Origin of the sequence: Blautia wexlerae DSM 19850, from assembly GCF_025148125.1 — a bacterium.
GTDB classification, from domain to species: Bacteria; Bacillota; Clostridia; order Lachnospirales; family Lachnospiraceae; genus Blautia_A; species Blautia_A wexlerae.
Map to the genome: position 1 here is coordinate 3,480,619 of NZ_CP102267.1, position 26,997 is coordinate 3,507,615.

Annotated in this window: 22 protein-coding genes and 2 pseudogenes; 5 read left to right on the forward strand and 19 right to left on the reverse strand. The window is 40.0% G+C overall.

Going from position 1 to position 26,997, the window contains the following annotated elements; all coding sequences use genetic code 11:
* Window positions 1–115 precede the first annotated feature (115 nt).
* The 16 genes from NQ550_RS22950 to NQ550_RS16285 form a co-directional block, all read right to left on the reverse strand.
* Window positions 116–184 (reverse strand): hypothetical protein, encoded by a 69-nt coding sequence (locus tag NQ550_RS22950; protein ID WP_326929118.1) that lies wholly within the window; start codon window positions 182–184, stop codon window positions 116–118.
* A gap of 126 nt (window positions 185–310) precedes the next feature.
* Complete coding sequence (locus NQ550_RS16215) at window positions 311–2,011, reverse strand: alpha-amylase family glycosyl hydrolase (RefSeq protein ID WP_025577556.1); 1,701 nt, start codon at window positions 2,009–2,011, stop codon at window positions 311–313.
* A complete protein-coding gene (locus NQ550_RS16220) occupies window positions 1,998–2,960 on the reverse strand; it encodes a zeta toxin family protein (protein WP_242833531.1) in 963 nt (320 codons plus the stop codon). The genes NQ550_RS16215 and NQ550_RS16220 overlap by 14 nt, the downstream gene beginning before the upstream one ends.
* Before the next feature lie 121 nt (window positions 2,961–3,081).
* Window positions 3,082–4,173 (reverse strand): Gfo/Idh/MocA family protein, encoded by a 1,092-nt coding sequence (locus tag NQ550_RS16225; protein ID WP_025577560.1) that lies wholly within the window; start codon window positions 4,171–4,173, stop codon window positions 3,082–3,084.
* A 36-nt stretch (window positions 4,174–4,209) separates the two neighbouring features.
* On the reverse strand, window positions 4,210–5,106 hold the full coding sequence (locus NQ550_RS16230) for an aldo/keto reductase (RefSeq protein ID WP_025577562.1): 897 nt from the start codon (window positions 5,104–5,106) through the stop codon (window positions 4,210–4,212).
* 35 nt (window positions 5,107–5,141) lie between these two features.
* On the reverse strand, window positions 5,142–5,981 hold the full coding sequence (locus NQ550_RS16235) for a carbohydrate ABC transporter permease (RefSeq protein WP_025577564.1): 840 nt from the start codon (window positions 5,979–5,981) through the stop codon (window positions 5,142–5,144).
* A 12-nt stretch (window positions 5,982–5,993) separates the two neighbouring features.
* Window positions 5,994–6,893: a carbohydrate ABC transporter permease gene (locus NQ550_RS16240; protein WP_025577566.1), complete on the reverse strand. Its 900-nt coding sequence runs from the start codon at window positions 6,891–6,893 to the stop codon at window positions 5,994–5,996.
* Between the two features lie 91 nt (window positions 6,894–6,984).
* The gene (locus NQ550_RS16245) at window positions 6,985–8,268 is read right to left on the reverse strand and encodes an ABC transporter substrate-binding protein (RefSeq protein WP_025577567.1); all 1,284 of its coding nucleotides are present in this window, start codon (window positions 8,266–8,268) and stop codon (window positions 6,985–6,987) included.
* Between the two features lie 176 nt (window positions 8,269–8,444).
* Complete coding sequence (locus NQ550_RS16250; RefSeq protein WP_081703186.1) at window positions 8,445–9,470, reverse strand: LacI family DNA-binding transcriptional regulator; 1,026 nt, start codon at window positions 9,468–9,470, stop codon at window positions 8,445–8,447.
* Between the two features lie 178 nt (window positions 9,471–9,648).
* Window positions 9,649–10,293, reverse strand: a complete 645-nt coding sequence (locus tag NQ550_RS16255) for a DUF624 domain-containing protein (protein ID WP_025577570.1) — start codon at window positions 10,291–10,293, stop codon at window positions 9,649–9,651.
* 83 nt (window positions 10,294–10,376) lie between these two features.
* A complete protein-coding gene (locus NQ550_RS16260) occupies window positions 10,377–11,600 on the reverse strand; it encodes a serine hydrolase domain-containing protein (RefSeq protein ID WP_259838081.1) in 1,224 nt (407 codons plus the stop codon).
* Window positions 11,601–11,630: 30 nt separating this feature from the next.
* Entirely contained in the window at window positions 11,631–12,614 is a 984-nt protein-coding gene (locus NQ550_RS16265) for an AraC family transcriptional regulator (protein ID WP_025577575.1), read from the reverse strand.
* 209 nt (window positions 12,615–12,823) lie between these two features.
* Complete coding sequence (locus NQ550_RS16270) at window positions 12,824–13,852, reverse strand: substrate-binding domain-containing protein (RefSeq protein ID WP_025577577.1); 1,029 nt, start codon at window positions 13,850–13,852, stop codon at window positions 12,824–12,826.
* 136 nt (window positions 13,853–13,988) lie between these two features.
* Window positions 13,989–14,987 carry an ABC transporter permease gene (locus tag NQ550_RS16275; RefSeq protein WP_025577579.1) on the reverse strand — a complete coding sequence of 333 codons (999 nt, stop codon included), beginning with the start codon at window positions 14,985–14,987 and terminating at the stop codon, window positions 13,989–13,991.
* Between the two features lie 3 nt (window positions 14,988–14,990).
* Window positions 14,991–15,983 (reverse strand): ABC transporter permease, encoded by a 993-nt coding sequence (locus NQ550_RS16280; protein WP_025577580.1) that lies wholly within the window; start codon window positions 15,981–15,983, stop codon window positions 14,991–14,993.
* Entirely contained in the window at window positions 15,983–17,497 is a 1,515-nt protein-coding gene (locus NQ550_RS16285) for a sugar ABC transporter ATP-binding protein (RefSeq protein ID WP_025577582.1), read from the reverse strand. The genes NQ550_RS16280 and NQ550_RS16285 overlap by 1 nt, the downstream gene beginning before the upstream one ends.
* A 236-nt stretch (window positions 17,498–17,733) precedes the next feature.
* Between NQ550_RS16285 and NQ550_RS16290 the strand changes: the two genes are divergently transcribed.
* Window positions 17,734–19,293 carry a response regulator gene (locus tag NQ550_RS16290; RefSeq protein WP_025577584.1) on the forward strand — a complete coding sequence of 520 codons (1,560 nt, stop codon included), beginning with the start codon at window positions 17,734–17,736 and terminating at the stop codon, window positions 19,291–19,293.
* 17 nt (window positions 19,294–19,310) lie between these two features.
* Window positions 19,311–21,134: a sensor histidine kinase gene (locus NQ550_RS16295; RefSeq protein ID WP_025577586.1), complete on the forward strand. Its 1,824-nt coding sequence runs from the start codon at window positions 19,311–19,313 to the stop codon at window positions 21,132–21,134.
* A 100-nt stretch (window positions 21,135–21,234) separates the two neighbouring features.
* On the opposite strand, the gene NQ550_RS16300 is transcribed toward NQ550_RS16295, so the two are convergent.
* The 3 genes and pseudogenes from NQ550_RS16300 to NQ550_RS16310 all read right to left on the reverse strand — a co-directional run bounded on the left by NQ550_RS16300 (window position 21,235) and on the right by NQ550_RS16310 (window position 24,331).
* Window positions 21,235–22,653: an arabinose isomerase gene (locus NQ550_RS16300; RefSeq protein ID WP_025577588.1), complete on the reverse strand. Its 1,419-nt coding sequence runs from the start codon at window positions 22,651–22,653 to the stop codon at window positions 21,235–21,237.
* Between the two features lie 169 nt (window positions 22,654–22,822).
* Window positions 22,823–23,028: pseudogene (locus NQ550_RS22635) on the reverse strand (rhamnulokinase); the annotation flags it as partial.
* A gap of 655 nt (window positions 23,029–23,683) precedes the next feature.
* Window positions 23,684–24,331, reverse strand: a complete 648-nt coding sequence (locus tag NQ550_RS16310; RefSeq protein WP_025577592.1) for an L-rhamnose mutarotase — start codon at window positions 24,329–24,331, stop codon at window positions 23,684–23,686.
* Between the two features lie 326 nt (window positions 24,332–24,657).
* Between NQ550_RS16310 and NQ550_RS22640 the strand changes: the two are divergent.
* The 3 genes and pseudogenes from NQ550_RS22640 to NQ550_RS16325 all read left to right on the forward strand — a co-directional run.
* Window positions 24,658–24,759 (forward strand): annotated as a pseudogene (locus NQ550_RS22640) (acetolactate synthase small subunit); the annotation flags it as partial.
* A gap of 374 nt (window positions 24,760–25,133) precedes the next feature.
* Window positions 25,134–25,769: an ECF transporter S component gene (locus NQ550_RS16320; RefSeq protein WP_025577594.1), complete on the forward strand. Its 636-nt coding sequence runs from the start codon at window positions 25,134–25,136 to the stop codon at window positions 25,767–25,769.
* A gap of 258 nt (window positions 25,770–26,027) precedes the next feature.
* A complete protein-coding gene (locus tag NQ550_RS16325) occupies window positions 26,028–26,993 on the forward strand; it encodes a P1 family peptidase (RefSeq protein ID WP_025577596.1) in 966 nt (321 codons plus the stop codon).
* Window positions 26,994–26,997: the final 4 nt, after the last annotated feature.

Here is a 26,997-nt window from a genome sequence, read left to right on the forward strand (position 1 = left end):
TTATAAGTCAAGCAGATGTTCGCAATCCGCTTCGCTACTTGCTTTTATCTTAACATAAACGCAAGGGCAGAACAACTAATTGCCGAAACCATCCGAATGATTTTATGTAACGCTGTTACTTTACCGTAAATCTGCAAAACTGCGCACAGCCTGTACTCTGTTCCTGTTCAGAATGTACATACATTCCCACTGTACAGCCAGTAAAAACACCTGCTTCCGGGAAAAAGTAATCCCGGAAGCAAGTGTACGATCAAAAATCAGAGCCTGTATCTCTCAAAAGAGACAATCATTTGTCTTCACATTCTGGTCATTAGTTCTCCAAATTAAAAACTGTATCTCCCTGTGGCTCAATTCCCTCTACCTTAAATTTATATGTACGGAAATCCGCATTCAATCTTGCAATGTAACCTTCATTTTCCCAAGTAAAGCAAATAGTACTTCCAACAGCCTGAATCTTAATATTATTCATTTTTTCAAATGCCGGAAAATTTTTGCGGAACCGGAGCAATTTCAATTGTGTCATTACTACATCTTTTTTTAACGCTTCTTCTATATCTTCCATAGAAAGATTCGTTCTGTTAATTTCTTTATGTCCACCTGCCCCAGCTCTTCTGACAGCTTCATAATCATTTTTTCCTGCAAAAAGATCAAGATACCATACCTGAGGTTTTCCTGGCATAAACAACTGAACCGCCCTTGCAATCAGCATTTTCCTGTCATCTTCTCCCAGAGCACTATAATAAGTAGCATTTACCTGATAGTACACATTTTTCTGTCCATGAAGGTTTTTAACAAACCCGCCTCGTCCAACAACAGTATCAATCAGCCCTTGTATCTGCTCATCTTTTATTAAGCCCTTCAGATCTAATAAAGGTATTCCATCATGACATCCAAGCATATTCACAACGTTAATCTGTTTGTCCAGAATTTCCTGTGCCCACTTTTCAAGCATTTCTCCACTCTGTTCTTCAAATGCATCTATTATCAATCCAGGAAGGAAGAAATCATATGCCATATACCCCTTTTGAGATAAAATTTCATACGTTTTTTCTTCATAACTGGAATGGATTTCCGGAAGCAATGTTAATTCATATTTATCAGCTAATTGCTGAATCCGTTCCAGCAGATTCCATGTTCCCGGCTCATTCAGGAAATTCTTTTCACCAGGTTCCTTCGGTGCATATGCAAACGCATCCAAACGGACTATTTTCGCTCCATATTCTGCCAACGTGCGCAAAGTATCATCATAGTATTCCCACACAAGTGGAGATTTAATGTTTAAATCCATTTGTCCAAGATATTTTCTGTGTGATTCTACATATTCCACAACCTGTTTTTTATACTTTTCAAATCTTCCTAATTCAACATTAGCAGGAATAACTCCCTTTTCGAGCTGATCATTTACCATTTTTGCAATTTCCAGAGCTGTAAGATACTGAAGCTGAAGAGCCTGCATTAAATCCTGTTCCTGAACCTTATCATATCTTACTTCCTGATAAAAAGTATTCCAATACGGAACATTCTCCCCATTCGGCATTCTTACCATCAGGATCGGCAATCCCGGTTTTCTGAAAAACATTTTCTGGATTAATTCCGGATATGGCTGAATATATCCCTCTTCTGTCATTTCACCCTTCCCTTCCCAGAATTTATTCCAGTTAATAAAAAAGTCCTTATATTCAGACTCCTGTCCCTTTTTGATAATGTCCTGAAATTGCTTTGATAAAACAGATGCATGATTCAACACAAAATCAAATTTCAAATTGATTCCTAACTCTTTCAGCTTATCCAAGTCGTTCTCTGTTGCGTATATCTCATTAAGATTATAATCAATAATTGAGAATCCTCTGTCTAAATCTGTATTAAATATACTTGGCAAAATATAAAAGCTTCCAAAAATATCCTGTGCTTCTTCTTTCTGCAAAAATCCAAGCATTCCTTCTATATTATTTTCCACACTGTCCGGATAAGCATTCAGCATTGGACTCATATCCATTTTACTGATTTTCATCACAACTTTCCTCCTCATCCATCAGTTTTGTATATTCTTCATATGTCAGTATTTCTCCATTTTTCGAAAGGATAATCTGAGCTTTATGTGCATCCCTTCTCAACAGTTTCTGTTCCAGCGCAAGCACTAATGTAGTAAACGGACTATCTACTGCTCCATCTCTGTTTCTGCTTCTTCTGTGAGCTAACGTTTCTTTCGGCGTACTATTCAACAATACAGGTATATCCACTCCTGTATAATTTTTACTGTTTCCATGTGTCCATTCAATAATCAGGATATCCTTTTCTGAAAAATCCACTTCTTCATACCAAAGTTCTGTATCTTCTCTTCCCATACGCTTCAGCCATATTTTTTCTGCTCCACTTTTAAATTCTTTTACGATATTCTGAATTTCAAAAAAATTAATTTCTTTTTCTGTTCCCAAATATCCCTGTAATCCCATAGCTCCATTTCTGATATAACTTTCATACCATGGATATTTAACTATATTCTTTGGCTCAGAATCTTTATTTTCCAACTGATACTGATGGATAATATTAAATCTTTCAAAAGAATATTCACCATCTGTGATCATCCCTCTGATGGCACTTTCCCTGAATATTCTCAAACGTTCTGCATCATTATATACAGGAATTCTGTGCGGATAATTGTCCCCAGATAATGTATAACATCCAACTCCCATATTCTCAAAATAATGTGCAAGTAATGAAGCGATCTCAGATTTTCCAACACCAGAACCGCCACAAACTGTTATTACCACTTTTGAATTTGTTGTTGCACATTCTTTTACTTTTTTTATTAATTCAGGAAAAATCACTTTTGCCTTTTCTATGTGAGATTTTTCAATATTTATTTTATCTCCTGGCATATCCCCATGTGGAATATGTAAAATATCCCCATCTTCATCTGCCAAATTATTCATACTCAATTCTAACAGTTTATTATGCATTACACATTCTCCCTATCATTCAAATACTATTACTTTACTTATAACCAACTCTTCCTGTAAAAAACAAATTACTGATTAAGGGGAAACTACAACTGTCAGTAGTCATAGTCTCCCCCCATATCTACATTGTCAGAAAAGAATTCCATGGCTGTTTTTCCGTATATACCGGTTTATATTCGTCAGCCATTGCTTCTTCCATTTTCAGGCAAAGGTACATATCCTGCAGCGCATCTGCCAGAGAATAAATTTCTTTTCCATTTTTTAAATATTCATGCATTCCCATTAAAAGACTTCCCACTGCAATTTCATCATCATTCAGTCTTGCATTTACAAAAGGTGTCTTATAAAGAAATTCTTCTCCTAGCATAATTGCAAAATGAGACCATTCCTGATTACCGTAAACACCAAGATCAATTCTATTAATCTCTTGCGTTACCGGAATATTTTCTTCAGTAAGATATCGAATGGTAAGATCATCAATCTCCCCTCTCTCTCCCTGAATGTTCAGCTGTCTTGTACGAATAAAGGAATGATACTGGGCCGGATCAGAAAAATCAAAGAATGCTATCTGTCCATTATCAAATTCCAAAGTGACACGATCCCGTGAACAGATAAAAGTATCTCCATCAAAAGCCATTCCTTCTCTGCCATATGTTTCTGTCACTGAAAACTCATATCTTTTCCCGTATATAGTACAAGGAATACCCTTTGTTCCAAGCATCCATCTAATCATACTAATCCCATGATATCCATGAAGCGAAGAAATATTAATATTCTCCACTTTTCCAATCAGCCCTCTTTCAATCGCATTATGCCAGGATGCATATAACGGCTGCAGAAAATACTGTTCAGCCACCTGAATCCTTGGCTGATATTTTTCGTAGGCCTTCCATAATTTCTGAAGATCTTCCTGACTTTCTCCAGGTGGAGTTTCCGCAAGAACCGGTATGTTTTTCTCAAATAACTGCAGAAGATAATCTGTTACATAACCACGTTTGATTGCCAACACCACAAACTCCGGATTCTCTTTCATAAGCTCATCCAGTGAATTAACAACTGCAACTCCGAATTTTTCGCTAAATGCTCTGCCTTTTTCTTTATCTCTTATTAAAACAGCAGTAAACTCAAATTTATCCGGTACAGCTTTAGCAATACGGATATAAAACTCCGCACGCCATCCTGAGCCAATCACTCCATATCTGATTTTTCCCATTTCTAATCACCTCTGTCTAACTTCTAAGTGTTCATATCACGGTACATCAAATCCTCTGGATACTGCCAAAATTGCATACCATTCATCATAAGTAAGATCTAATTCCAACGCATCTACAGCATTTTTTACACGGCCAACATTCATTGTTCCTGTAATAGGCATAATTTCTGCCGGATGCTTTAATACAAATGCATACATTACCACATCAATATCAGTCTGATGTTCTTTCGCAATTGTTTCAAGCACTGTACGAAGACGTACTGATTGTTCATCTTCACCTTTAAACACACTACCACCACCTAGCGGTGACCATGCCATAAGAGCTGTTTTATTCATCTGCGCATTATCTACTACACCATTAAAGAAATTGTAGGTAGCTTTAACAGAAAACTCCATCTGATTTGCAACTAGCTTATATGGAAGATATTTCTGAAGAGCTTCAAACTGTGCAGGTTCATAATTTGAAACACCAACATTAAGTGCCTTACCTGCTTTTACGATTTCAGTAAGGGCTTCCGCAGTTTCCTCCGGATTACTAAGCACATCCGGACGATGAATCAGTAATAAATCTACATGATCTGTTCCAAGTCTATTAAGGGAAGCATCCATCTCTGCAAGAAGATTTGATTTCGTAGAATCATAAAAAATATGTTTATTTCCCTTCTGCCCCGGAAGAATGATTCCTGCTTTTGTAACAATTTTTATCTTAGAACGAAGTTCTGGCTCTTTTCTAAGAACCTCATCACCAAAAATCTTTTCACATCCGCCTGCACCATATACAGGTGCATGATCAAAAGTATCAATTCCCATATCCATACAATTATGCACAAAATTTCTGAGTTTATTACCATCCATTCCTGCATCCAGAGTACGCATACATCCTGCAATAATACGACTAAATTTCAAATTTTCATTTAAACTTGTATATTTCATAGTTATCCCTCACTCTTTTTCAATAATATATATATTTAACCTTTCATACCACCAGTTGTTAAACCGGCAACAATATTTTTCTGGAAAATAAGCACCAAAGCAATTAACGGTAATGTGCAGACAATAGAAGCTGCTGCCATGTCTCCCCATGGAAGCTGATAATTACTTGGGAACAAAGCAATTCCTACCGGGACTGTTCTCATATTATCCTTGCTCATAAATGTCAGAGAATATAAATACTCATTCCAGCAGTTAATAAACACAAGCAAACCAACAGAAAATGTAGCTGGTTTGATTAACGGCAGCATAATTTTAGTAAATGTCTGGAAATAGCTGCAACCATCAATTGCTGCTGCTTCCTCAAATCCTCTCTCAATCTGTGAGAAGAAATTAGTCATCAGCCAAATAGCCATAGGTAATGAAAAACCAATATAAGTCAGAATCAGTCCTCTGTATGTATTTAACAAATTCATATTTTTCAAAATCAAATATAACGGAGACAGTGTTGCAATAGTAGGAAACATAGATACTCCAAGAATCACCATTAACAATACTGTTCTTCCCTTAAAATGAAGTCTGGATAATGCATATGCAGCGGATGCTCCTACCAGAAGGCTTAAGAGTGTTGCAGTTGTGGCCACTATCAAGCTGTTAAGCATATATCTTGCAAACGGATGCTTTGTAAATACATTTACATAAAAATCTCCATGAATATGACTCGGTATCCATTTTGCCGGCATTTCAGCAATTTCATTTAAAGGTTTTACTGAGGTCAAAAATTGCCAGATAAATGGAAGCAGAAGCAAAATAACAAAAATAATTACAAATAAATAGAATGCGATCCAACCTACTGTACGCTGTGTTTTTTTCTTCATAACTTTCATCCCCTATTCTGCTGTTAAATCTTTTTTCAAGAAGCACATATAAATCATACTAATGCCAAAAACAATTAAGAAAATTAAAATTGCAAGTGCTGATCCATATCCAAAATCAAGGAATGTCATAATCTGTTTATATGCATACATCGCAATACTTTCAGTACCGTTTGCACCTCCGGTCAATACGCTTACAAGGTCAAATACTCTAAAAGCATCCAGAGTTCTGAACAGCAATGCTACCAGCAGGGAAGGTTTTACGATAGGAAGTGTAATCTTGAAAAAGCGCTGAAATACATTTGCACCATCGATTTTTGCTGCCTCATACAATCCTTCATCAATAACCTGAAGTCCTGCAAGTAAAAGAAGTGCCATATATGGAGCTGTTTTCCAGACATCTGTAATCACCATAGCCATAAAGCTTCCACTTGTTGTGCTCAACCACGCTTTATAGCCATCAATAATTCCCAGTCTATATAAAATGTCATTGAACATTCCATATTGGTCATTATAAATAAATTTCCACATCATGGCAGATACAGAAGTCGGTATTGCCCACGGAACCAGAATTGCTGCACGAACCAGCCCTCTGCCTTTAAATACACGGTTCATAACCAACGCTGCCGCGAATCCAATTATTAATTCCAAAACTACTGTAGCTACAGTAAATTCTAATGTAAATAAAATATCTTCTCCAGCACGGCTATCTGTGAAAATTTTGGCATAATTACTTATACCTATCCACGGAAATCCTGACTGAGGCCTTTTCAGATTTATCTCATGAAAACTCAGCCAAAAAGTCCGCAGTATAGGATATCCCTGGATAAGTGCCAAAACAACAAGTGCCGGTGTCAGCATCGCCCAGGCAGTTTTTGCTTCTTTTATCTGCGATTTCATTTTTTTCGTTCTCAAGATTTTTCTCCTCTATCTCTGTTTATCGGATTCTGCAGTTTTATACTGCAGAATCCGGTAAATTTCCAGCTAATTATAATTCAACTTTTTATTACTGAAGTTGCTCAGCTTCTTTCTGAAGAGCCTTTAATGCATCTTCTGCAGACTCTTCTTTTGTTAATGCAGAATGAACATTTCTCTGGATCGCATCAGATAATAATGAATAATCCGGTGAGGAAGGACGTCCTTTTCCATTCTCAATAATTGAATAAAAGTCTTTGTAGAACGGAATCTGTTCAAGCACATCTGCATCTGTATAAACATCTTTTACTGTAGGTGGCTGAGAAGAGCTCAGGCAGAAAGCTTTTTCTTCCTCTTCAGATGTCATCCATTTAATAAATGTTTTTGCGGCCTCTTTCTGTTTGTCATCAATGTTTGAGTTAATAGCTAAATCAAGTCCACCAAGACAGCTATGAGAAGTATCACCTTCTTTATATACAGGCAGCATTGTCATACCAACATTTCCTGCAACATCAGACTGTTCAGGATCATTAAATGTGTTCCATGTTCCAGACCATGTACGGCAGGTAAGAGCTTTACCTTCCTGGAAAACCTGCTGAGATTCTGTTTCAGTATAAGTAGTTGTTCCTTCCGGTGCATACTTTCCAATATAATCTGCCATAAGCTGTGTTGCTTCAACAGCTTCCTTTGAATCGCAAACCGGTTTTCCATCCTCATCTAAAACGCTTGCTCCAAAAGATGCAAGAAATTCAACCCAGTTGCAAACCATAGCTTCGCTCTGTGCACCCTGATAACAGAATGCATAATCAATTCCAGAATCCTTTGCAAGTTTCTCATATACATCAATCCAACCCTGGTATGTAGTTGGAACCTCTGTAATTCCCAGATCCTCTAATACATCTGTACGATAGAATAATGCAGAAGCATTCGTAAACCATGGTGCTGCATACAGTTTTCCATCATATTTTGCACCTTCCACAGTACCATCCAAATATGCTGAAAGTTCGTCTTCTGTATATAAATCATCTAACGCTTCAATCCATCCGGCAGATGCAAATTCTGCAATATACACAACATCAAGCGCCATAAGATCAACACTTGTATCTCCGGCAACCATCTTATTTACAAAATCATCATGAAGATTATTAGCATCCTGTGGAAGATGATATGACTGGACTTCAATTTCATCCTGACTCTCATTGAATGCTTTGATAGCCTCTTCTGTCGGAGTACCTACACCTTCGTCAAACGCAAAGGTAAGTGTTATTTTGTCAGAAGAATCTCCCTCTTCTGCAAAAACAACTGCTGACTGTGATGCTGTCAGTGCTGCAATCATTCCTATTGCAGTAACTTTGTGTAATGTTGCTTTTTTCATTTTGTTTCCTCCTTAATATATAGTTTTTATATACTTCCCCCTTTTAAAAGGTTAGTTTTATGTTGGGAAAGCGCTTACCCGATAGTTTCTTAAATATCCTGTTTCATAACCAATTAGTTATAAAACAGGATCTGTTTTTTTCTCAAGCAGCAGCTTATATTGCTTTGCTCATCGTCTTATCCTATATTTTTAACACTAAACCTTCTGATTATTTTATGCGGAACATAAATCAGAGACTCTGTAGACTGTTTTTCTTCTTCAATCAGCATTAACAGTTCTCTTGCAGCTTTTCTTCCCTCTTCATAATAAGGAATCCTTATTGTAGATAACGAAGGAGTTACATACTGAGCCAACTCAGTATCATCTATCCCCATTACCGAAAGACTTTCAGGAACTTTCATACCAAATTTTCTGATACATGCAATAGCTCCAATTGCTGTCATATCACAACAGGCAAGCACAGCCGTTGGAAGAACCAAGCTCTCTTCATAAATACGCTGCATCGCATTCATACCACTTTCATATGAAAAATCGCCCTCTACAACATAAGAGTCTGGTATGTCCAGATTAAAGTTCTTTGTAATTTCATAAAAGGCCTTTAATCTTTGTGCTCCTGAAGAATAATCGTTTTGTGGTCCGCTGATATATGCAATTCTTTTATGTCCATTTGCCATAAGAAATTCTACTGCATCTGCAATTATTTTCTTATTATCATGAGTTACAGTATTGATCAAAGTCTTATTGTCAGCTGCTTCTTGTGTAAACAATACAATGGGATAATCTAATTCCAACATCCATTGTACCTGGCTGCTATCAATATTTACCCCTGCCAGTAAAACCCCTGATGCCCTATGCTCCTGCATTCTTTCAAGTAACATTTTTTCCTTTTTACTGTCACCATCCGATTCACAGATCATAACTGTGTAACCTTTTTTCTGACAAATACTGTTAATCCCCTTAATTGTTGATGAAATTACTGCATTAGACACGTCACTGACTATTACCCCAATAATATTGGACTTATCAGTAGCAAGCCCTTTCGCAAAGGTATTTGGTTTAAAGCGATTTCTCTCTATTGCATCAAGAACTCGCTTTTTTAATTCGGGACTTACCGTTTTTGTACCATTCATTACTCTGGATACTGTAGCTATAGAAACTTTTGCTTCATTTGCAATGTCTTCAATCGTTACTGACATTTTCATTCCTCCGCTTTAGGAAAGCCCTTTCCTTAATCAATAAGCTATCACACTTTCCTTTTATTGTCAATATTTTTCTATTTTTTTCTCAATTAATATAACTATTTCGTCATATTATACATTTTTATAATTTTATTTTTGTTTATATTTCTGCTGCTTTTGATTTTTGAAGTAAACGGTTACCTCAAAAGTCAAATAATTCCGGAAACAGCGGTTTCAATACACGCATATGTATTCCCACACAAACATAAGCAGGACACACAATCCAAAATAAAATAACCAGCGGAAGTAATCTAAGCATCATAGATACAGGAAACAATGCTACAATAAATACAGACATACTCAATAATGAGGTCAAAATAACCACAGGAAATTTTGCCAATGTCAACAAAAAGCTGTTTTTAAGAAAATCCCGATTCCATTTTTCTGAAAGAGCCACAAAAATTGAAAGATACTGCATAATACCTGATACGAACAGCAACAGCACTATATAAACTCCACAACCAATAAAACGTATCATTCCTTGAGTATTATTGATGATATAATTTATATTACATCCCAATAATATATAGCATATTACAATTACACACCATGCCGGAATAAGGGGCTTCAAACTTCTTCTAAATACTCTAAAAAACATCTTTACAGAAAAACACCCTTCTCCATATTTATGCATTCCATATAGACTATGCAGCATTGCTGAATAAGCAGCTCCAATAGTTACTATCGGAATAGAACATAGTAAAAAAAGTAAATTGATTTCTGCAAGTTCCAACAATATTGTCATAAACCTAAACGATGGTGAATCTGTCCCAAAAAATCGTTTCATGTTTTCCTCCTTTCCTCTTTTTTCATAGTATAACATATATTAAAATAACTAGACAAGCTGTAATGCCTGCAAAACAGGCAAATTCACCCCAGATATTCACTGATAACTACATTTCGCAGTTTTCTGGTCAGAGGAAAGGTTCCTGCATCTTTTTTTTGCGTACCCATGAGAATGGTCATGTCTTCCTTTGGGAAATTTGCAAAATACATGCCAAGCCATCCATCCCAGCCGTATTCACCTTCCCTGGCAAACATAACAGCCTGTGACGGATTTTTACAGACACGCATCAGGTTACCATAGCTGAAACCATCCAGTCCGATCCACTGGTCAAAGTCCTGCTGTCTCACAGGCAAGAGCTGTCCACTACACATATAGCGCACAGTTTCAGGCTTAAGGATCTCACGCTTGCCTGCTCTTCCCCCATTTCTCAGCATTCTGACAAATTTCATATAATCATCCAATGTGGACGCCAGTCCTGCACCGCCGGCCTCGTATGCCGGTGGTTTTGCCATATCATTTCTCACAGCCAGATTGTTACCTGTATAAAGCTGCATGCTTTTACTTCCATCCTCAGCTGTGACTGTCTCATAAGCCTTTGCCAGACGTCCCTGTTTTTCAGCCGGCACCCAGAATGCAGTGTCCTTCATTTCCAGAGGAGCAAAGAGCTCATCCTGCATAAATTCCGACAGTTTTTTCCCTGAGATCACTTCGATCACAGCTCCCAGAACATCTGCGGAGGTTCCATATCTCCATCCGGTTCCCGGTTCAAAGGCCAGTGGACACCGAGCCAGTCTGTCTGCCAGTTCCCGGGTAGTCATAGGTCTGTCTGTATCCAGACGGTCACAGGCTTCTGCAAATACCTTATCCGCTGCTTTTCCCGGCTCCGTACAATCATCCGGATAAACCAGCCCTGATGTCATATTCAGCAGGTCAATGATCCTGAGAGGCTGCTTTGCAGGGCTGGTTCCATGAACATCTGCTGTTTTTAATTCCGAATAGGAAGGCAGATACTCGGATACAAACTCGCCCGGATCCAAAAGTCCTCTTTCCATCAGAATCATAGCACATGCTGCTGTCACCGGCTTTGTCTGAGAATAGAGACGGAATATGGTATCTCTGGAAATTAATCTGCGATTTTCCCTGTCAGCCATTCCCTCCTCACAATAGAGGAGCTCTTCTCCTCCTTTTTCTACCAGAAGATTCACTCCCATCACTTCACAATGGTCCACTGCCTGTTTCATTACCTTACTGATCTTCTCTTTTATATCCATGTCACAATACCTCGTTTCTGATTTTTTATCGTTCACTTTTCCTGTATTCAAATATTTTTTCTTCCGCTACAGTCTTACCTGTGCCTGCTGCCTGTTTTCCTCCCTGAATGCCCTGGGAGTCATATGGTATCTTTCCTTAAATACCCGGTGAAAATAACTGTTATTCTCGTATCCCACAGCTGCAATAATGTCACTGATGGCCAGATCTGTGTCACACATCAACTCTACGGATTTATTCAGACGTTTCCTCTGAAGCAACTCCTTGAAATTAAAGCCTGTGGTTTTCTTGATCATCTTGCTTAGCACATGCATGGGCAGATGAAGCGTTTCACACAGCTCAGTGAGAGTTGCAGTTTTGTATTTCTGTTCTATATAGTCCAGGGTTGTCATAGAGATCATATTCTCGTACTGATTTGGCACACGCATTTCCACATACTGTACGGAATCCACCAGATACAGGAAAATCAGCCCCATAGTTGTCTGATTGATCCGGTTATTCTCACCCTTACCTGTCACCAGAGAATAGATCATATTCTCCAACAGATTCTGGATCTGCAGAACCTCTGCCACTCTGAAATAAAGATACTCTCCCTTCTCCTCATCCTGGCGAAGAATATTTACCAGAAAATCTGCCAGCACATTATTTCGCCCTGCCATGGAATAAGTCACATCAAAAAATTCCGGAAGGATCATAAAATTAATAGCAATGTCACTCTCTCCCGCAGGCAGAAGCTCATGTTTTGTATACTGATTAAGAAACAGCAGCTCACCCTTTCCAACCACTACTTTCTTGCCGTCTATAATATTGGTGACAGAGCCCTCGCATACATAAAGCACCTCAATAAAATTGTGTCTGTGAGCAGGGAAATAAACAAACCGGGTATGGGTACGCACAGTGATCAGCTTACCCTCATTCAGCATCTTTCTGCTGTCTACAATGAAATCCCTGCCTGAGGTGTATAGCTCCTTATCCACCTCTGCTCTTCCATCCAGGATTTTCTGCTCTTCCTCTGTGATTTTCTTTAAATGATCTAATAATTCCTGCTGCATGAATTTCACCTTCTGTATCTTTCACAATAATCTGTAAATTCTGTTCCTCACTGCAATTCACAGATATCAGGTCAGGAACAACATAGTTTTTTTCAAACACACTCTAACCTCATTATATACGATTCATTTTTTTCATACAACCACAAAAAGAAACGGAGCTAATGCCCCGTTCCCTTTTGTATTTTTATGGAATTTATCAGGTTATCTGATTAGTACAGTTTAGCCATCTCTTCGATGTTTTCTGTGTTGAACTGTAATGGCTCGCCAAGAACGATCTCTGTGCCACCGTCATCAGCTTCTGTGATTGTATAATCACCAAGGTCACCAGCTGTGAATGTCTCATCCAGTGCACCTGTGATGTCGCCGTTGATCAGAGCTGCTGTTGCATATGCGCTGAGTTTACCAAGGCCCTGCATATCCCACAGATAGAAGTATGGGCAGGAATGAGCATCGTCATCACCTGTGTACTCCTGCATTTCAGAAGGAAGTCCAAGTCCTGTCAGTTTGCAGGCGGAACCATTATCCTGAAGATATTTAGCTGCTGCTGCAATACCAACTGTTGTAGGTGCACAGATAACTTTCAGATCCGGATATTTCTCAAGAAGAGCTGCTGTCTGATCTGTGGATTTCTGAGGTTCGTCATCACCATAAGCAACCTCTACAAGTTCCAGTTTGCTGTATTTGTCATCGCCTTCCATAATGGATTTCATTGCATCAATCCATGCATTCTGGTTAGCAGCCTGGGAAGTAGCAGAAAGAACTGCCCACTGTCCTTCTCCGCCGGAGATATCAAGAACTGCATCCAGAAGAGCCTGTCCAACCTGTTTTGTACCAGCCTGGTTTACAAATACCTGACGGCTGTCTTTATTTGGTGCAGAGTCAAAAGAGGATACTTTAATTCCAGCGTCCATAGCTTCTTCCAGTTTAGCCTGAAGAGCATTAACATCATTTGCAGAGATACAAATTGCATCAGGTTTCTGAGAGATCAGGTTATCCAGAACTTTGATCTGAGCATCAGCTGTTGCAGCTTCCGGATAAACAACATCTACAGAACCGCCTTCTGCTTCTACAGTTTCTTTGAAAGAATTTGCTGCGATCTCAAAGAATGCATTACCTGCTGATTTACCAACCAGTGCGATTTTTTTGCCGTCTGCTACTCCACCGTCTGCCATTACAGGTGTAGCTGCTGCGAGAACCATTGCTCCACAAAGAATTGCGCTTACTAATTTTTTGTTCATGTTTTTTTCCTCCCTTGGATGAATTAGATTAAACTTATATAGCTTTTATTTGCAACTGCCCTTATTTTCCATACCCCAAAGGGCAGCTACTGACTGAGTAGTTCTGTCCGAATCCGTTCTGCAGATCCTGACTGTTTTATTTTTTTACTGCTCTCTTAATATTTTCAATGATATTTGGAAGTGCTACTGCACAGATCAGAAGTACTCCGATGATAAGCAGGATTACCTGTGCATGTACGTTTCTCTGTCCAAGACCAACTCGCAGACATACGATGATAAATGCAGAAATCAGACCGCCTGCCAGATTACCTTTTCCACCTGTGGAAGAAATTCCTCCGAATACTGCCATTGCAATAGCATCCATTTCAAATCCATTACCTGTGGTAGTGTTAGCTCCATAGGATGATGCTACCAGAAACAGGGCGCACAGTCCACAGAAGGTTCCCATAACTGTGTAGATAATAAAGCGAATCTTCTTTACATGGATTCCTGAGTAATATGCTGTGAGGCGGTTTGTACCAATTGCATATACCCTGCGTCCGAAAGTGGACTTTCCAAGGATCACTGCAAAGATTACTGCAAGAATCAGAACCAGAAACAGAATGTAAGGCACCTTTCCTACTTTTCCACCAATAAGACGGAAGCCATCTGTATTGGATGCTGAGATACTTCCACCACTTCCCAGTACGATCTCGGCAATACCACGGAAAATAATCTGTGTTGCCAGTGTTACGATCATTGGAGGCAGCTCCTCAAACTGTGTAAGGATAAAACCATTGACTGCACCGCAGACAGTTCCCACGATCAGTGCTGTAAGAATTACTACAATAAATGGTGCTCCTGTATTACACATTATACAGCTTAATGTAGCAGACAGACACACGGTTGCACCTACGGAAATATCAATCTCTCCCAGTACCAGGATATATGCCATAGGGATCATCAAAAATACCTCAGCAAGATATACCGGCATCTGACGAAGCAGATTTTCTAAATTATAATATTCTGAAAAGCCTTTACAGAAAATGTTGACCATGATAAACAGGATTACCAGGATGCCTTCCCAGCTGAATATCATATGTTTGATCGGACTTTCCGGCACGTTGTTAATACTTCTTCCAGATTTTCCAGCCATGAATTACATCTCCCTTCCTTTTAATGCATTTCTGTCAGCGATCCGCTGTAATACCACATTCACTACAACTACCACCAGGATCAGCACACCCTTGATCGTATTCTGCCACAGTGCACCGATTCCTACCAGAGGAAGTGCCTTGGCAATAGTTGCCAGAATCAGGGAACCTAAGAGAGCACCCATTACTGTACCGCGGCCACCGCTCATGCTTACACCACCGATCACGCAGGCTGCGATAACATCCATCTCACCGCCGTACTGCATATCCGGCATGGCTGATGCATAGATAGAAACCTGAAGAGCTCCGCCCAGACCTGCAAGGATACCCATGATCGTGTAAACCAGTAAGTTAATATTTTTAGCATTGATACCGGAAACCTCAGCTGCGCTTGAATTACTTCCTACTGCATATATCTTACGTCCGGTTCTTGTCCATTTCATAAACCAGAAGAAGAATACATAACAGAAAATAATGATCCAGATAACACAGTTCAGTCCCAGAAATTTGGATGTTGCAAAATTTTTAAAGTTTCCAAGTGCTGCTGCACCTGCCCATTCTCCACCGTGGGATACCAGATATCCCATAGCACGGAATACATACATAAAGCCCATAGTTGCAATAATGGGAGGTACGGATGCTCTGGAGATCACCAGACCAACAACTGCTCCGCAGGCTGCACCAATTGCAATGGCGATCACAAATGCCAGGAAAGTATTTGAAATATGTCCGTATTTCAATAACATACCAACGGACATTCCCGACAGTGCCAAAGTTGACATGATAGAAATATCAATACCACCAACCAGCATAACACATAACATACCAAGTGACATAACAAGTGTAACTGCGTTATTTTTCAGAAGCTCCATGATTGACTTCGGTGTCAGGAAGGATGGACTGATCGCTGTGACTACCAGACACAGAAGAATCAGTATCACTGCCAGCAACGCTTCACGAGAACCTGTTATTTTCTTCATGATGGATTTCTTTTCCATTATTTAGCTGCCCCCTCTCCTGCATTCTGGCTTTTCTCCATAGCCAGTTCAAGGATTCTTTCCTGTGTTGCCTCTTCTTTATCCAGTTCTCCTGTCTTGCGGCCATTGCACATAACAATGATCCTGTCTGACATTCCAAGGATCTCAGGCATTTCTGAAGAAATCAGAATAATCGCATAACCTTTCTTTGCCAGATCTCCCATGATCGCATAAATCTCAGCTTTTGCACCAACATCAACACCCTTGGTAGGCTCATCCATGATCACGACCTTCATCTCCTGACTCAGAGCCTTGGCAACAACTACCTTCTGCTGATTACCACCGGAAAGTGAGCTTGCAGGCTGGAAAATATCCACAGCCTTGGTATCCACTTCTTCCAGAAGCTTTTTTGCCAGATCTCTCTCTGTCTTTTCATCATTTAAGCCGTTCTTTGCATATTTACTGATTGTTGGAAGAGTAACATTTCTTCCAAGCCCCCAGCTCATGATCAGACCCTCTTTCTGCCGGTCCTCCGGCAGAAGGATAATTCCTTTTTCCATTGCATCTGACGGCTGTTTAATGTGGATTTCCTGACCTTCCAGATATACCTTGCCTTCATCCGGTCTTGTGATTCCACAGACACTCTCAACTACTTCTGTACGTCCTGCACCTACCAGACCGGTAAGTCCCACGATCTCTCCTGCATGAACATTAAAGGATACATTTTTATAATAACCGGTTCTGGAAAGTCCCTCTATACGAAGCATTTCCTCTCCGATCTCTACCTCAGGTTTAGGGAAAAGATCCTTAATCTCACGTCCAACCATAGCTTTGATCAGATCTGCATTTGTAATTCCGTCTACATCATACGTTCCGATGTACTGAGAATCACGGAATACCGTAACTCTGGAAGCCAGACGATACATATCTTCAAATCTGTGAGAAATAAAGATAATGGAAACGCCCTCTTCTCTCAGCTGATCTACGATCCTGTAAAGCTCCTCGGACTCTCTTCTTGTCAGTGATGCAGTGGGCTCATCCAGTATAACGATCTTTGCATGTGTAGAAAGAGCCTTGGCAATCTCTACCATCTGCTGCTGTGCCACACTTAAGGTTCCCATTTCAGCTGTAGCATCAAAATCTGCATTTAACTGTTTCAGCAGTTTGTTAGCTTCCTCATTCATGGCTTTCCACTGTATCATCTTATGTTTGATGATCTCATGACCCATGAAAATATTTTCTGCTACAGACAGATGTGGATAAGATGTGGGATGCTGATAAACGGCTGCAATCCCTGCTGCCTGTGCATCCTTTGGTCCCTTAAAGTCTACCTTCTCACCAAAAAGATACATCTCACCCTCTTCTGCTTTATGTACACCGGTAATAACCTTAATAAAGGTAGATTTACCTGCACCATTTTCGCCCATCAGTGCATGAACTTCACCGGGTTTTAACTGAAACTGAACATTGTTTAATGCCTTCACGCCCGGGAAAATCTTAGTGATGCCTTTTAATTCAAGAACATATTCAGACACGGTTGTGATTCCTCCCTTTCTTAATGTAGCTTTATCATACCATCGGTACTTTTATTTGGTAATGGGAAAATATTTGGAATCAGGGTAAAATATTTTCCTGTTTTTCTCATTCATAATGCACAAAAGAGTTTTGATTATACCCTCGTATTCCCGTCAGTTTTATGATAGAATGTCAGTAAACATCAACAGAACAGTTACATATATACCAAAATACAATATCAAAACGGAGAACAATCATGAAATTACTTATTGTAGATGATGAAGAGCTTACCCGCACCGGCGTGATCTCCTCTATCGACTGGAAAGCACTTGGAATAGAAGAAGTCCTTCAGGCTGATGACGGAATAAACGGACTGGAAATTGCCCGTAAATATCGTCCTGAGATCATTCTCTGTGATGTAAGAATGCCACGGATGACAGGTATCGCAATGTTGGAAAAACTTGAGAATATTCTTCCTGACTCCATTCCTATCTTTATGAGCGGATACTCAGACAAGGACTATCTGAAAGCAGCGATCAAATTAAAAGCTGTCAGTTATATTGAGAAACCATTAAACCCGTCAGAGATCCGGGAGGCTGTTCTTGAAGCAAGAGAACGCTATTTAAAGAAAGTCCGTTCCCATCGCGGTGAAGCCCTGCAGTCCATGAAAACTGCCTCACATCTGGCACAGCTTCTGACCACTCCCTGCAATGATACCTCATCCACTGAAATCCAGCACTTAATCACTGAACTTCTCCTTCCCAGCGGTCCTGGTATCCACATTACCTGTGCAGTGATCCATCTCCATACAGTCCCGGAATTTATCGAACCATCTCCTGAGAAGATTTATCAGAAATTCCATCTGCTTTTATCTCATTATCACGCAGACTGTGTATTTGTAGCCAAGAAACTGCAGTATCTGGTATATTTTATTTTTACCACCGGTCCTGTCTCTTCCACACTTTCTAATGCTATGAAAGAATTTTTATGCGAACAGTTTCAGAACTACGATGATCATTTCATTGCCTTAGGAGAGAGCTTTACAGGTATTTCCCACGCTTATCAGGCTTATACCTCTGCAGTGATCCTGTTGGAAAGCAGTTTTTTCTTTCCTGTGAACTCCTATCTGACTCCCGAAATGATAACTGCTCTGCCACTTAAAGTTTCAGAAACAATGCCCACAGCTATAGATGGACTTTTCTCTGAAGCACTGACCTCCCAGAATAATAGCACATGCCAGGAACTTCTAACAAAGCTCCAGGAGCATTATGACCAGAACACAAATGTACTTCCTGATCAGACTAAGGATCTTTATTATAAGCTTTTTATTGCTCTGGAAAATGCAAGAAAACAGCAACAGCTTTCTGCACTGTCTTATACTTCCAGCAGTATGGTTTCCTTTCTCGAAAAATGTTTTACCTATCAGGAACTTCATAATACACTTATAAAGCAGACAGATCTCTATTTTGAGGAGCTTCAGACTTCTGTACCAGAGCATTCCACTATTTTTCTGATAAAGGACTATATAAGTAAGAATTATAACAGAGAAACCCTCTCTGTAAAGGATATCAGTTCACATGTTTTCCTGTCAGCTTCTTATGTATGTACTTTCTTTAAGAATGAAACCGGACAGACTCTGAATCAATATCTGACTGAATACAGAATGGAAAAAGCCAAGAATCTCCTGGCTGATCCCAGATATAAGATTGCCGATATTTCCTCCAGAGTCGGATACAGCGATGGTAATTATTTCGGAAAAAGTTTCAAAAAATATACAGGACTTTCTCCTTCTGAATACAGAGAGAAACTGAACTGATAAAGGAGAAACCATTTATGACATCTGTAAAAAAACATGGTCTCAGGGAATGGTACGGTGACCTGAAGCTTCAGTCCAAATTTACTCTCGCCCTGACTCTTATTGTTGTGATTCCTGCCATACTGGTGGCTATATTCTTTTACAATCAACTCTATGATATGGTAGTTTCCAATACAATACGAAAAGAGCAGGAGATTTCAGCAAAAACAGCTCCTCTTATTGAGGAAACTGTAAGCCAGGTGACAAATGCATATAATGAACTTGCATCTCTTCCCTTTTTTAAAACAATTTTTCATAATCCTGTCAGCACTTCTATGAAAGAACTGACATATACACAGGACGCCAAAGACTTTATTCAGAATGCCACAGCTATTACAGACCACTCCCCTGTCAATGACATACGTATCTATCTTCAGTCTCCGGCCCCCGGAAACATTCTGTTTACCAGTGAGAATACACAGGATATTTTCTTTCCTGTATCACAGGTAAAAGGAACCTACTGGTATGGTATCTTTCAGGGAAGTCATGTAGCTGAGCTTTTTTGTCCGTCTTTTTATCTTGGAACAAAAGAAAGAAAAAATTATGGTAATCTTGCCTATATCCGGAAGCTTTCCATTAATTATTACAATAATGTGTATGATGCTTACATTGTACTCTATTATTCCAGCTCTTCTTTTGAGAAAATACTTCTGGATAATCTGGCTTTATCCGGCAGTGTTTCTTATATCATCAATGACAGAAACAGCGCCGTAGCCTCTTCTGATGATTCACTTTCAGGAATTTACTGGCTTGATTATGATACGATTGAAGACTCTTTCATGTCTTCCAATAACTTTGTTGAACAGAATATACTGGGTGAAACTGTTTATGCAGGCTTTTACAGTATTACGCAGCCTAAATGGTATATGGTAACAATCCTTCCATCCAGGCCTCTCATCACACAAAGTAACCAGCTGATCATGCAGCTGCTGGCAATTTACCTGGCAATCCTGATCTTTGCCATTATACTCGCCAACGTTATAGCCCGTTCCATCACAAACCGCCTTTCCTCTGTAATCATGCAGATGAAGAAAGTCCGTCAGGGGCCACCTGTACCAATGGAAAGTCCCATGGAACATGATGAGGTTGGTGATCTGATCGATACCTATAATTATATGACCCGCAAGATGAACGAACTGATCCAGAAACAGCTAAAGGCCTCTGAGGATCTCAGAATCGCGGAATTTAATTCTCTGCAGGCACAGATCAATCCACATTTTCTGTATAACACCATGGATATGATCAACTGGCAGGCATTACAGGGACATACTAATGAAGTAAGCACTGCAGTACAGAATCTCTCCAGATTTTATAAACTGACATTAAGCCGTAAAAAGGGTATATCCACCATTGAGTGTGAGGAAGAACATGTTTCTATTTATATCACTCTCCAGAATATGCGTTATCATGACAGCATTGATTTCATATCCGACATCCCAGATGAACTTATGGAGTACCAGATTCCAAAACTGACTCTGCAGCCTGTTGTAGAAAATGCGATTCTCCATGGAATACTGGAAAAAGAATCTAAATCCGGCACCATTGTGCTGACAGGATGGCTGGAAGAATCAGACATTGTCATTCTGATCTCAGATGATGGTGTGGGTATCTCCCCTGAGAAGCTGCAGACGATCCTTTCCGGTACAGGACAGAGTTCCTCGGGAGGTACAAATATTGCCATTTACAATACCCATCGCAGACTTCAGATCCTGTATGGTCAGAAATATGGGCTGTCCTATACCAGTATTTCTGGTCAGGGAACCGAAGTACAGATCCGAATACCTGCCAAAAAGGAATCCTGAAAAATCCAGGATTCCTTTTTGGATTTGAATATGTAATTTTAGAAGTCAATTATGGAGTATTTCGATTTCCTATATTTCTACCTTTTATATTGTTACATTCTTATCTTGTTACAATTTCAACCGGTATGTTGAATATCTTGGCAACTTTAAGGATCGTCTCAATATGTCTTCCTGTAGCAGCTGCCATATGATGTGTTGGGCCTGCTTCACTCCAGCGGTTTACAAATTCTCTTGCACCGCAGGTGAAACGTGTTCTCATATTTGTGTCACCAAAAGAAAGGATTTTACCTTCTTCATTTACGCCTTCAGCGACAACAAACCTGAAGTGTCCGTCTGCATCCTGTGTGATTGCCAGATAAGTAACAGGACCTGTATATGGATAGAACTGTGTCAGATATCCGCCACCTGTCTTACCGTGGAATACTTTTACGATCTTCATGGTTGGCTTCTTAGCAGAGATATCAGCATCACCACTTCCGGAATGACCGATAATACAGATATCATCATTGAAGTCAATGGAGTACATCTCAGAAAGCTGTCCTGTTCCTGAAATGGTCTTTAAGATACTCATTGCCATGGCAACCTTCATATCCCCTTCTACAGCGCAGGCTGTACCCTGTTTGATCAGCATGGAAAATGCCGGGATCAGCATACTGTCCAGAACTCCTGCTTTACCCTGTGCAAATCCATCATAATGGGAAGCGATCATTCCAAGATGCTCATCTTTTACCCATTTTTCAAATGCTACCACATATTTCGCCATATCCCATACTTTCTCAATTGTTCCGCCGCCTTCGATCTCAAAGGTATCCAGAATTTCCTGAGCTTTTGCACGGATAGCATCTTCATCTGTAATATCATCAGCAATAGCCCACATTTTCTCCCAGTCAAACTGTTTTGTATACAGGAACATTCTGTTGTACAGATTTGTCTCATCAATATAGAGATCCATCATGCCCGGATACGGTCTTCCAATCTGTGCGATATTAGTATCACGGAATCTTCTTCTTACCTGAGCAGCCTTACACCAATCTTCGATCTCTGCCTGAACTCCAGGATCTCCACCTTCTACAACACCTGTGATCACCGCGTGTCTCTTGCCTGCTCTCTCCAGGTCTGCCACAGCTTCGCCTACTGCACCGCATGCATACCCCTCTCCTAACCAGGAGGCAATATCAGTGTGGTCATAATCCAAGGCTTTCAGCTTCTGCACATTCACCAGAACAACCGGTACATCCAGGTCACGGACTGCCGGAAGCATGTTATAAGATGTGGCATAGGTAAGCATCTGAAGAAATACCAGATCAACATCAGCTGCACGGAACTTGTCCCCTGCTTCCATTGCCTGTTCCTTTGTAGTTACCATTCCACCGTCAATAATCTCTACTGTATCCGGGATTGTTTTCTTGAATGCTGCATACTGTGACTCAAATTCCGGTACCAGTGACGGGAACTGAGGCAGATATGCACCTAAAGCGATAGAAAATACACCAACTTTTGCCTTTGTGTTTACTAACATAATATGATTCCTCCTGTTTTCAGAGCAGAGATTCATTATGCATTATGCAGTCTGCATTCCTGCTCTTTTATTATTTATAAACTTTTACACCAAAGGACTCATGAATGATAGTACGAGCCTCTTCGATTGTTTTAAACTCTTCTGCTTTCAGCATCTGTGCTGTGATATTTCCGATTGCAGTAGCCTCTCCCGGGCCTGCATTTACAACCTCTTTAAAAAGGCGGTCAAATTCCCGGCAGAGTTCTCCGTCTTTCTTTATCATTCCATTTTCAAAACGATAGATTTCTTCCAGAACCATTTTCCGTTTTCCATATGTCCAAGAATGTGACGTCCGCTGGATACTCCGATATCTACTGCTAAATAATAAGCTGCCATTTTAAATCCTCCTCAATATATGAATTGCGCTCTTCATATCTGATGATTTCATTTTACCCTGATCTGCTCTCCAGGGTAAGAACCTCGTTTGTCCAAAAAAGTGTCTTTATTTGCATCATCTTGTCTGAGCTGTAGCATCCTGGTTAACCTCACCGATGATAACCTGTCCTTCTGCGTTAGCTACAATATCTTTGCTGTTCTTGTTGCAACAGTATCCAGTTCAGCCTCCAGCCATTCATAAGAGAATTCCGGAAATGTCTGATGTTTGAAATTTTTCCATGTTACTCCTTTCTCATGAAGTAACTATCTACACATAAACAAACAGTGCTATCACTGTCATCGATCAGCAATAAGCCTCCATGTTTTCATATAGTTCCATTATACCTTGTCATTTTCCCAAAATCAGCATAATTCAACATGTATCAGCCGTTTATTTGTGTTGTTTTTTATTTGATTTTTGTTGTATTTCAGTTGTTTTTATTTTGTTTTCACCACTTTACAAGTTTTTACATTAAAAATAACAGATATCTATACAGATATCTGTTATTTGGGACTGCATGTTGTTTTATGCCCGTTCTGGTTGTTTTTGATTGTAGACAATTTCTTTTACAAATTCTCCTGAACTCATCACACCCAGTACACTGCTGGTCTTCTGTCAGTTATGCCATGCAAGTCTTCTGCTTGCCGGATGCCATTCACCAGTCATCCAATCCATATCATCTGTGATCCAGTCCATGATTTCCAGCTGTCTTGTCTCCCATGCTACAGTAGTTTCTCTTGCCTCCGGCGTTTCATCAACTTCCATAGTAGTATCAATTTCATCATATCCAAAAATATATCCGCCTGCGCTCCAGATAGTAAAATTACTATCTGGACCCGGATCTACTGTATCGCCTCTCTGCGCGATCAATCCATCATGTCGCGCCTTATACTCTTCTTCACATCCGTCTTTTAATCTGGTCATAAACACTCTGTGACGAATCAGTTCTTTGTTTTCTCTTATAACTCCATAATTATGATACATCAGACGCATATCCTGACCTGGCTCGGAGATCCATTCAAAAGTTTCTGCCATTTTTTCTATTAGTACATCTCTAACTGCTTTTTCTTCTGCGTTAAGTTCTGCATCGTCTTCTTTTTCATAATATCCGAAAATCAGTCTCTCAGTATTCCAGATACTGAAATTTTTTACCTGATTTCTGTCCAGGAACAAAGTCAGATCTTTCCATATCTCCCCCAATTTCTGACGATAGCTGTTCATCATGTCATCTTTTACTTTCATCGCAAATGCATGTCTTTCCATTTTATACACCCTCCATGATATTTAACAACATATATTATTCTTTTCTTACCTTTTCTCTCTGCTTTGTGAGATCATAATAATCATCTGTCAGGATTCCATGTTTTCTCATCATATCAAACACCTGCTGCTGAGCAGATGTTCTTTCGTAATTCTTATATAATCACCATCCGAAAAATTCTCGTCCTTAACTTTCATTTCCTTCAGTAACTCTTCCGTTATTTTCATAAGTTTTTACCTCATCACAGTTTTACCTGCCTCCATTATACGTATAGCAACAATGTTATGCAAGTATCAGTATTATTCCAGTTACTGTTCACACACAATGTCATGATGCAGTTGTCAAACTGATCAAGGAAGAATTCCACAGAATCGAAGTAGTACGTGGTGGAAGTGTGGGAATTGAATCCATCAGCATGATGGAACGCTAAATCTCATAATCAATATTTTTTGCAGGATATAGAAACGTCTCTATATCCTGTATTTATTTTCAAACATACTATAAAATATTGCAGTTTTTAATCAAATGTGTTATTGTTTACGAGAGCGTTATTCGAAAGAAAATGCATCTGTTTTCCACATCTGACAGTCTGGTGGATAAATCCATCCACTTCACAGTCTGGTTAAATTCGTGAGGCGACCTGCAAGGCGTCTACACACCGGAAATTTTTACCGGAAGATATTTCTTGTTTCATATCTTTTGTTCTGATGCATATTTTTCATAACGCCTGATCCCCATACTCTAAACTGTCTGAAAAGCAGGGGACGCATTGCGCCGTTTTATCAGACCAAAAGGAGAATTCATATGAACACAACAACAACTACTACAACAGCTGCAGCAAAAAGAAGCAGCACTCTTTACATGGTAGAGCTGGCTATGATGATTGCCATTATTCTGCTCATGTCCTTTACCCCGCTGGGCTACCTTCGTACTCCCGGCTTATCCATCACTCTTCTCACCATCCCGGTAGCTGTAGGAGCTATCATTCTCGGACCGAAAGGTGGTGCTGTATGCGGACTTGCTTTCGGTGCAACCAGCTTCTATATGGCTGTCACAGGAAGTTCAGCTTTCGCTGCTGCACTTTTTAACATTAATCCATTTGGCACTTTTATTGTATGTATCGTGGCACGTGTGCTGGAAGGATGGATCACAGGACTTATTTTCGCAGCATTATATAAATCACCGGCGAAGAAATTTTCCTATTACGTTGCTTCACTGGCATGCCCGTTACTGAATACTTTCTTCTTCATGGGCTTTTTATGTCTCTTCTTCTACAACACAGATTACATTCAGGGTATTGTTTCCAGTCTTGGAGTAAGCAATCCTGTTGTCTTCGTTGCTGCTTTTGTGGGCGTTCAGGGACTGATCGAAGCGGGCTTCTGCTTTGTAGTGGGAAGTATCGTTTCCAAGGCACTTTCTGTGGCACTGAAACGTGCATAATCTTTAAAAGAACAGCCTTTTCCAAAAAACCTGACTACATTGTCACCGTAGTCAGGTTTTTTTATCTGGCACATTTAAAACAGAAATCCTACCTGATTCAATTAATATCTATAGCAATCTCACAAAATAATGCAATCAAGACAGTTCAGCAGAGTGCGAAAGACAAGGAAAATATCTGACGCAGTACTTCACATTCTGATGGGCTGGATTGCTCTCAGTATTTCATAGAATTGCTATCACATAATAAAGGAGATTTTTATGTCATTATTAAAAGAGATTTCTATTACAGAGCTTTCAAATTTACGCATCGGTCATACTTCTGACCATGATGCGAAGACCGGTGTAACTGTTCTTTATTTTCCAAATGGAGCAAAAGCAGGCTGCGATATAAGCGGAGGCGGCCCTGCTTCCAGAGAAACTCCTCTCACCTCTCCTGTCACTGCCGACAATCCCATCAATGCTATTGTCTTGTCCGGAGGTTCTGCTTATGGACTGGCTGCTGCTGACGGTGTGATGAACTATCTGGAATCACAAAATATCGGTTATAACACCGGTGCAGCCCTGGTTCCTCTTGTATGCCAGTCCTGTATCTATGACCTCTCTTACGGAGATCCTAAAATACGTCCAACTGCAAAAATGGGCGAAGAAGCCTGCCGTCAGGCATTTGCAGGAACAGATGCCAGAACCGGGAATATCGGCGCAGGTACCGGTGCAACTGTGGGAAAACTTTACGGTATGAAACAATCCATGAAGTCAGGTCTTGGTATTGCCGCTGTATCAGTGGGAAATTTCCAGATGGCCGCAATTGTCGTTGTCAATGCACTGGGAGATATCTTTAGTCCACAAAATGGTCAGAAAATCGCAGGGCTGAAAACGCCTGACAGAAGCGGGTTTCTGGATAGTGTCCACGAATTATACCGCTTTATGACACCTCATGACCAGTTTACCGGCAATACCACCATCGGGGCTGTGATCACCAATGGGGCATTTTCAAAGGCTGAACTGAATAAAATTGCCTCTATGACCCGCTGTGCCTATGCCAGATGCATCAATCCTGTAGCAACTATGGCTGACGGCGATTCCATCTATGCTGCCAGCATTGGCGATGTTTCTGTAGATATCAATATGGCAGGAACTCTCGCCGCAGAAGTCATGGCTCAGGCTATCCAAAATGCCATCCATACTTCCCGGATCCAGGATGAAGAATTTTTGAAATATGTATAACAGT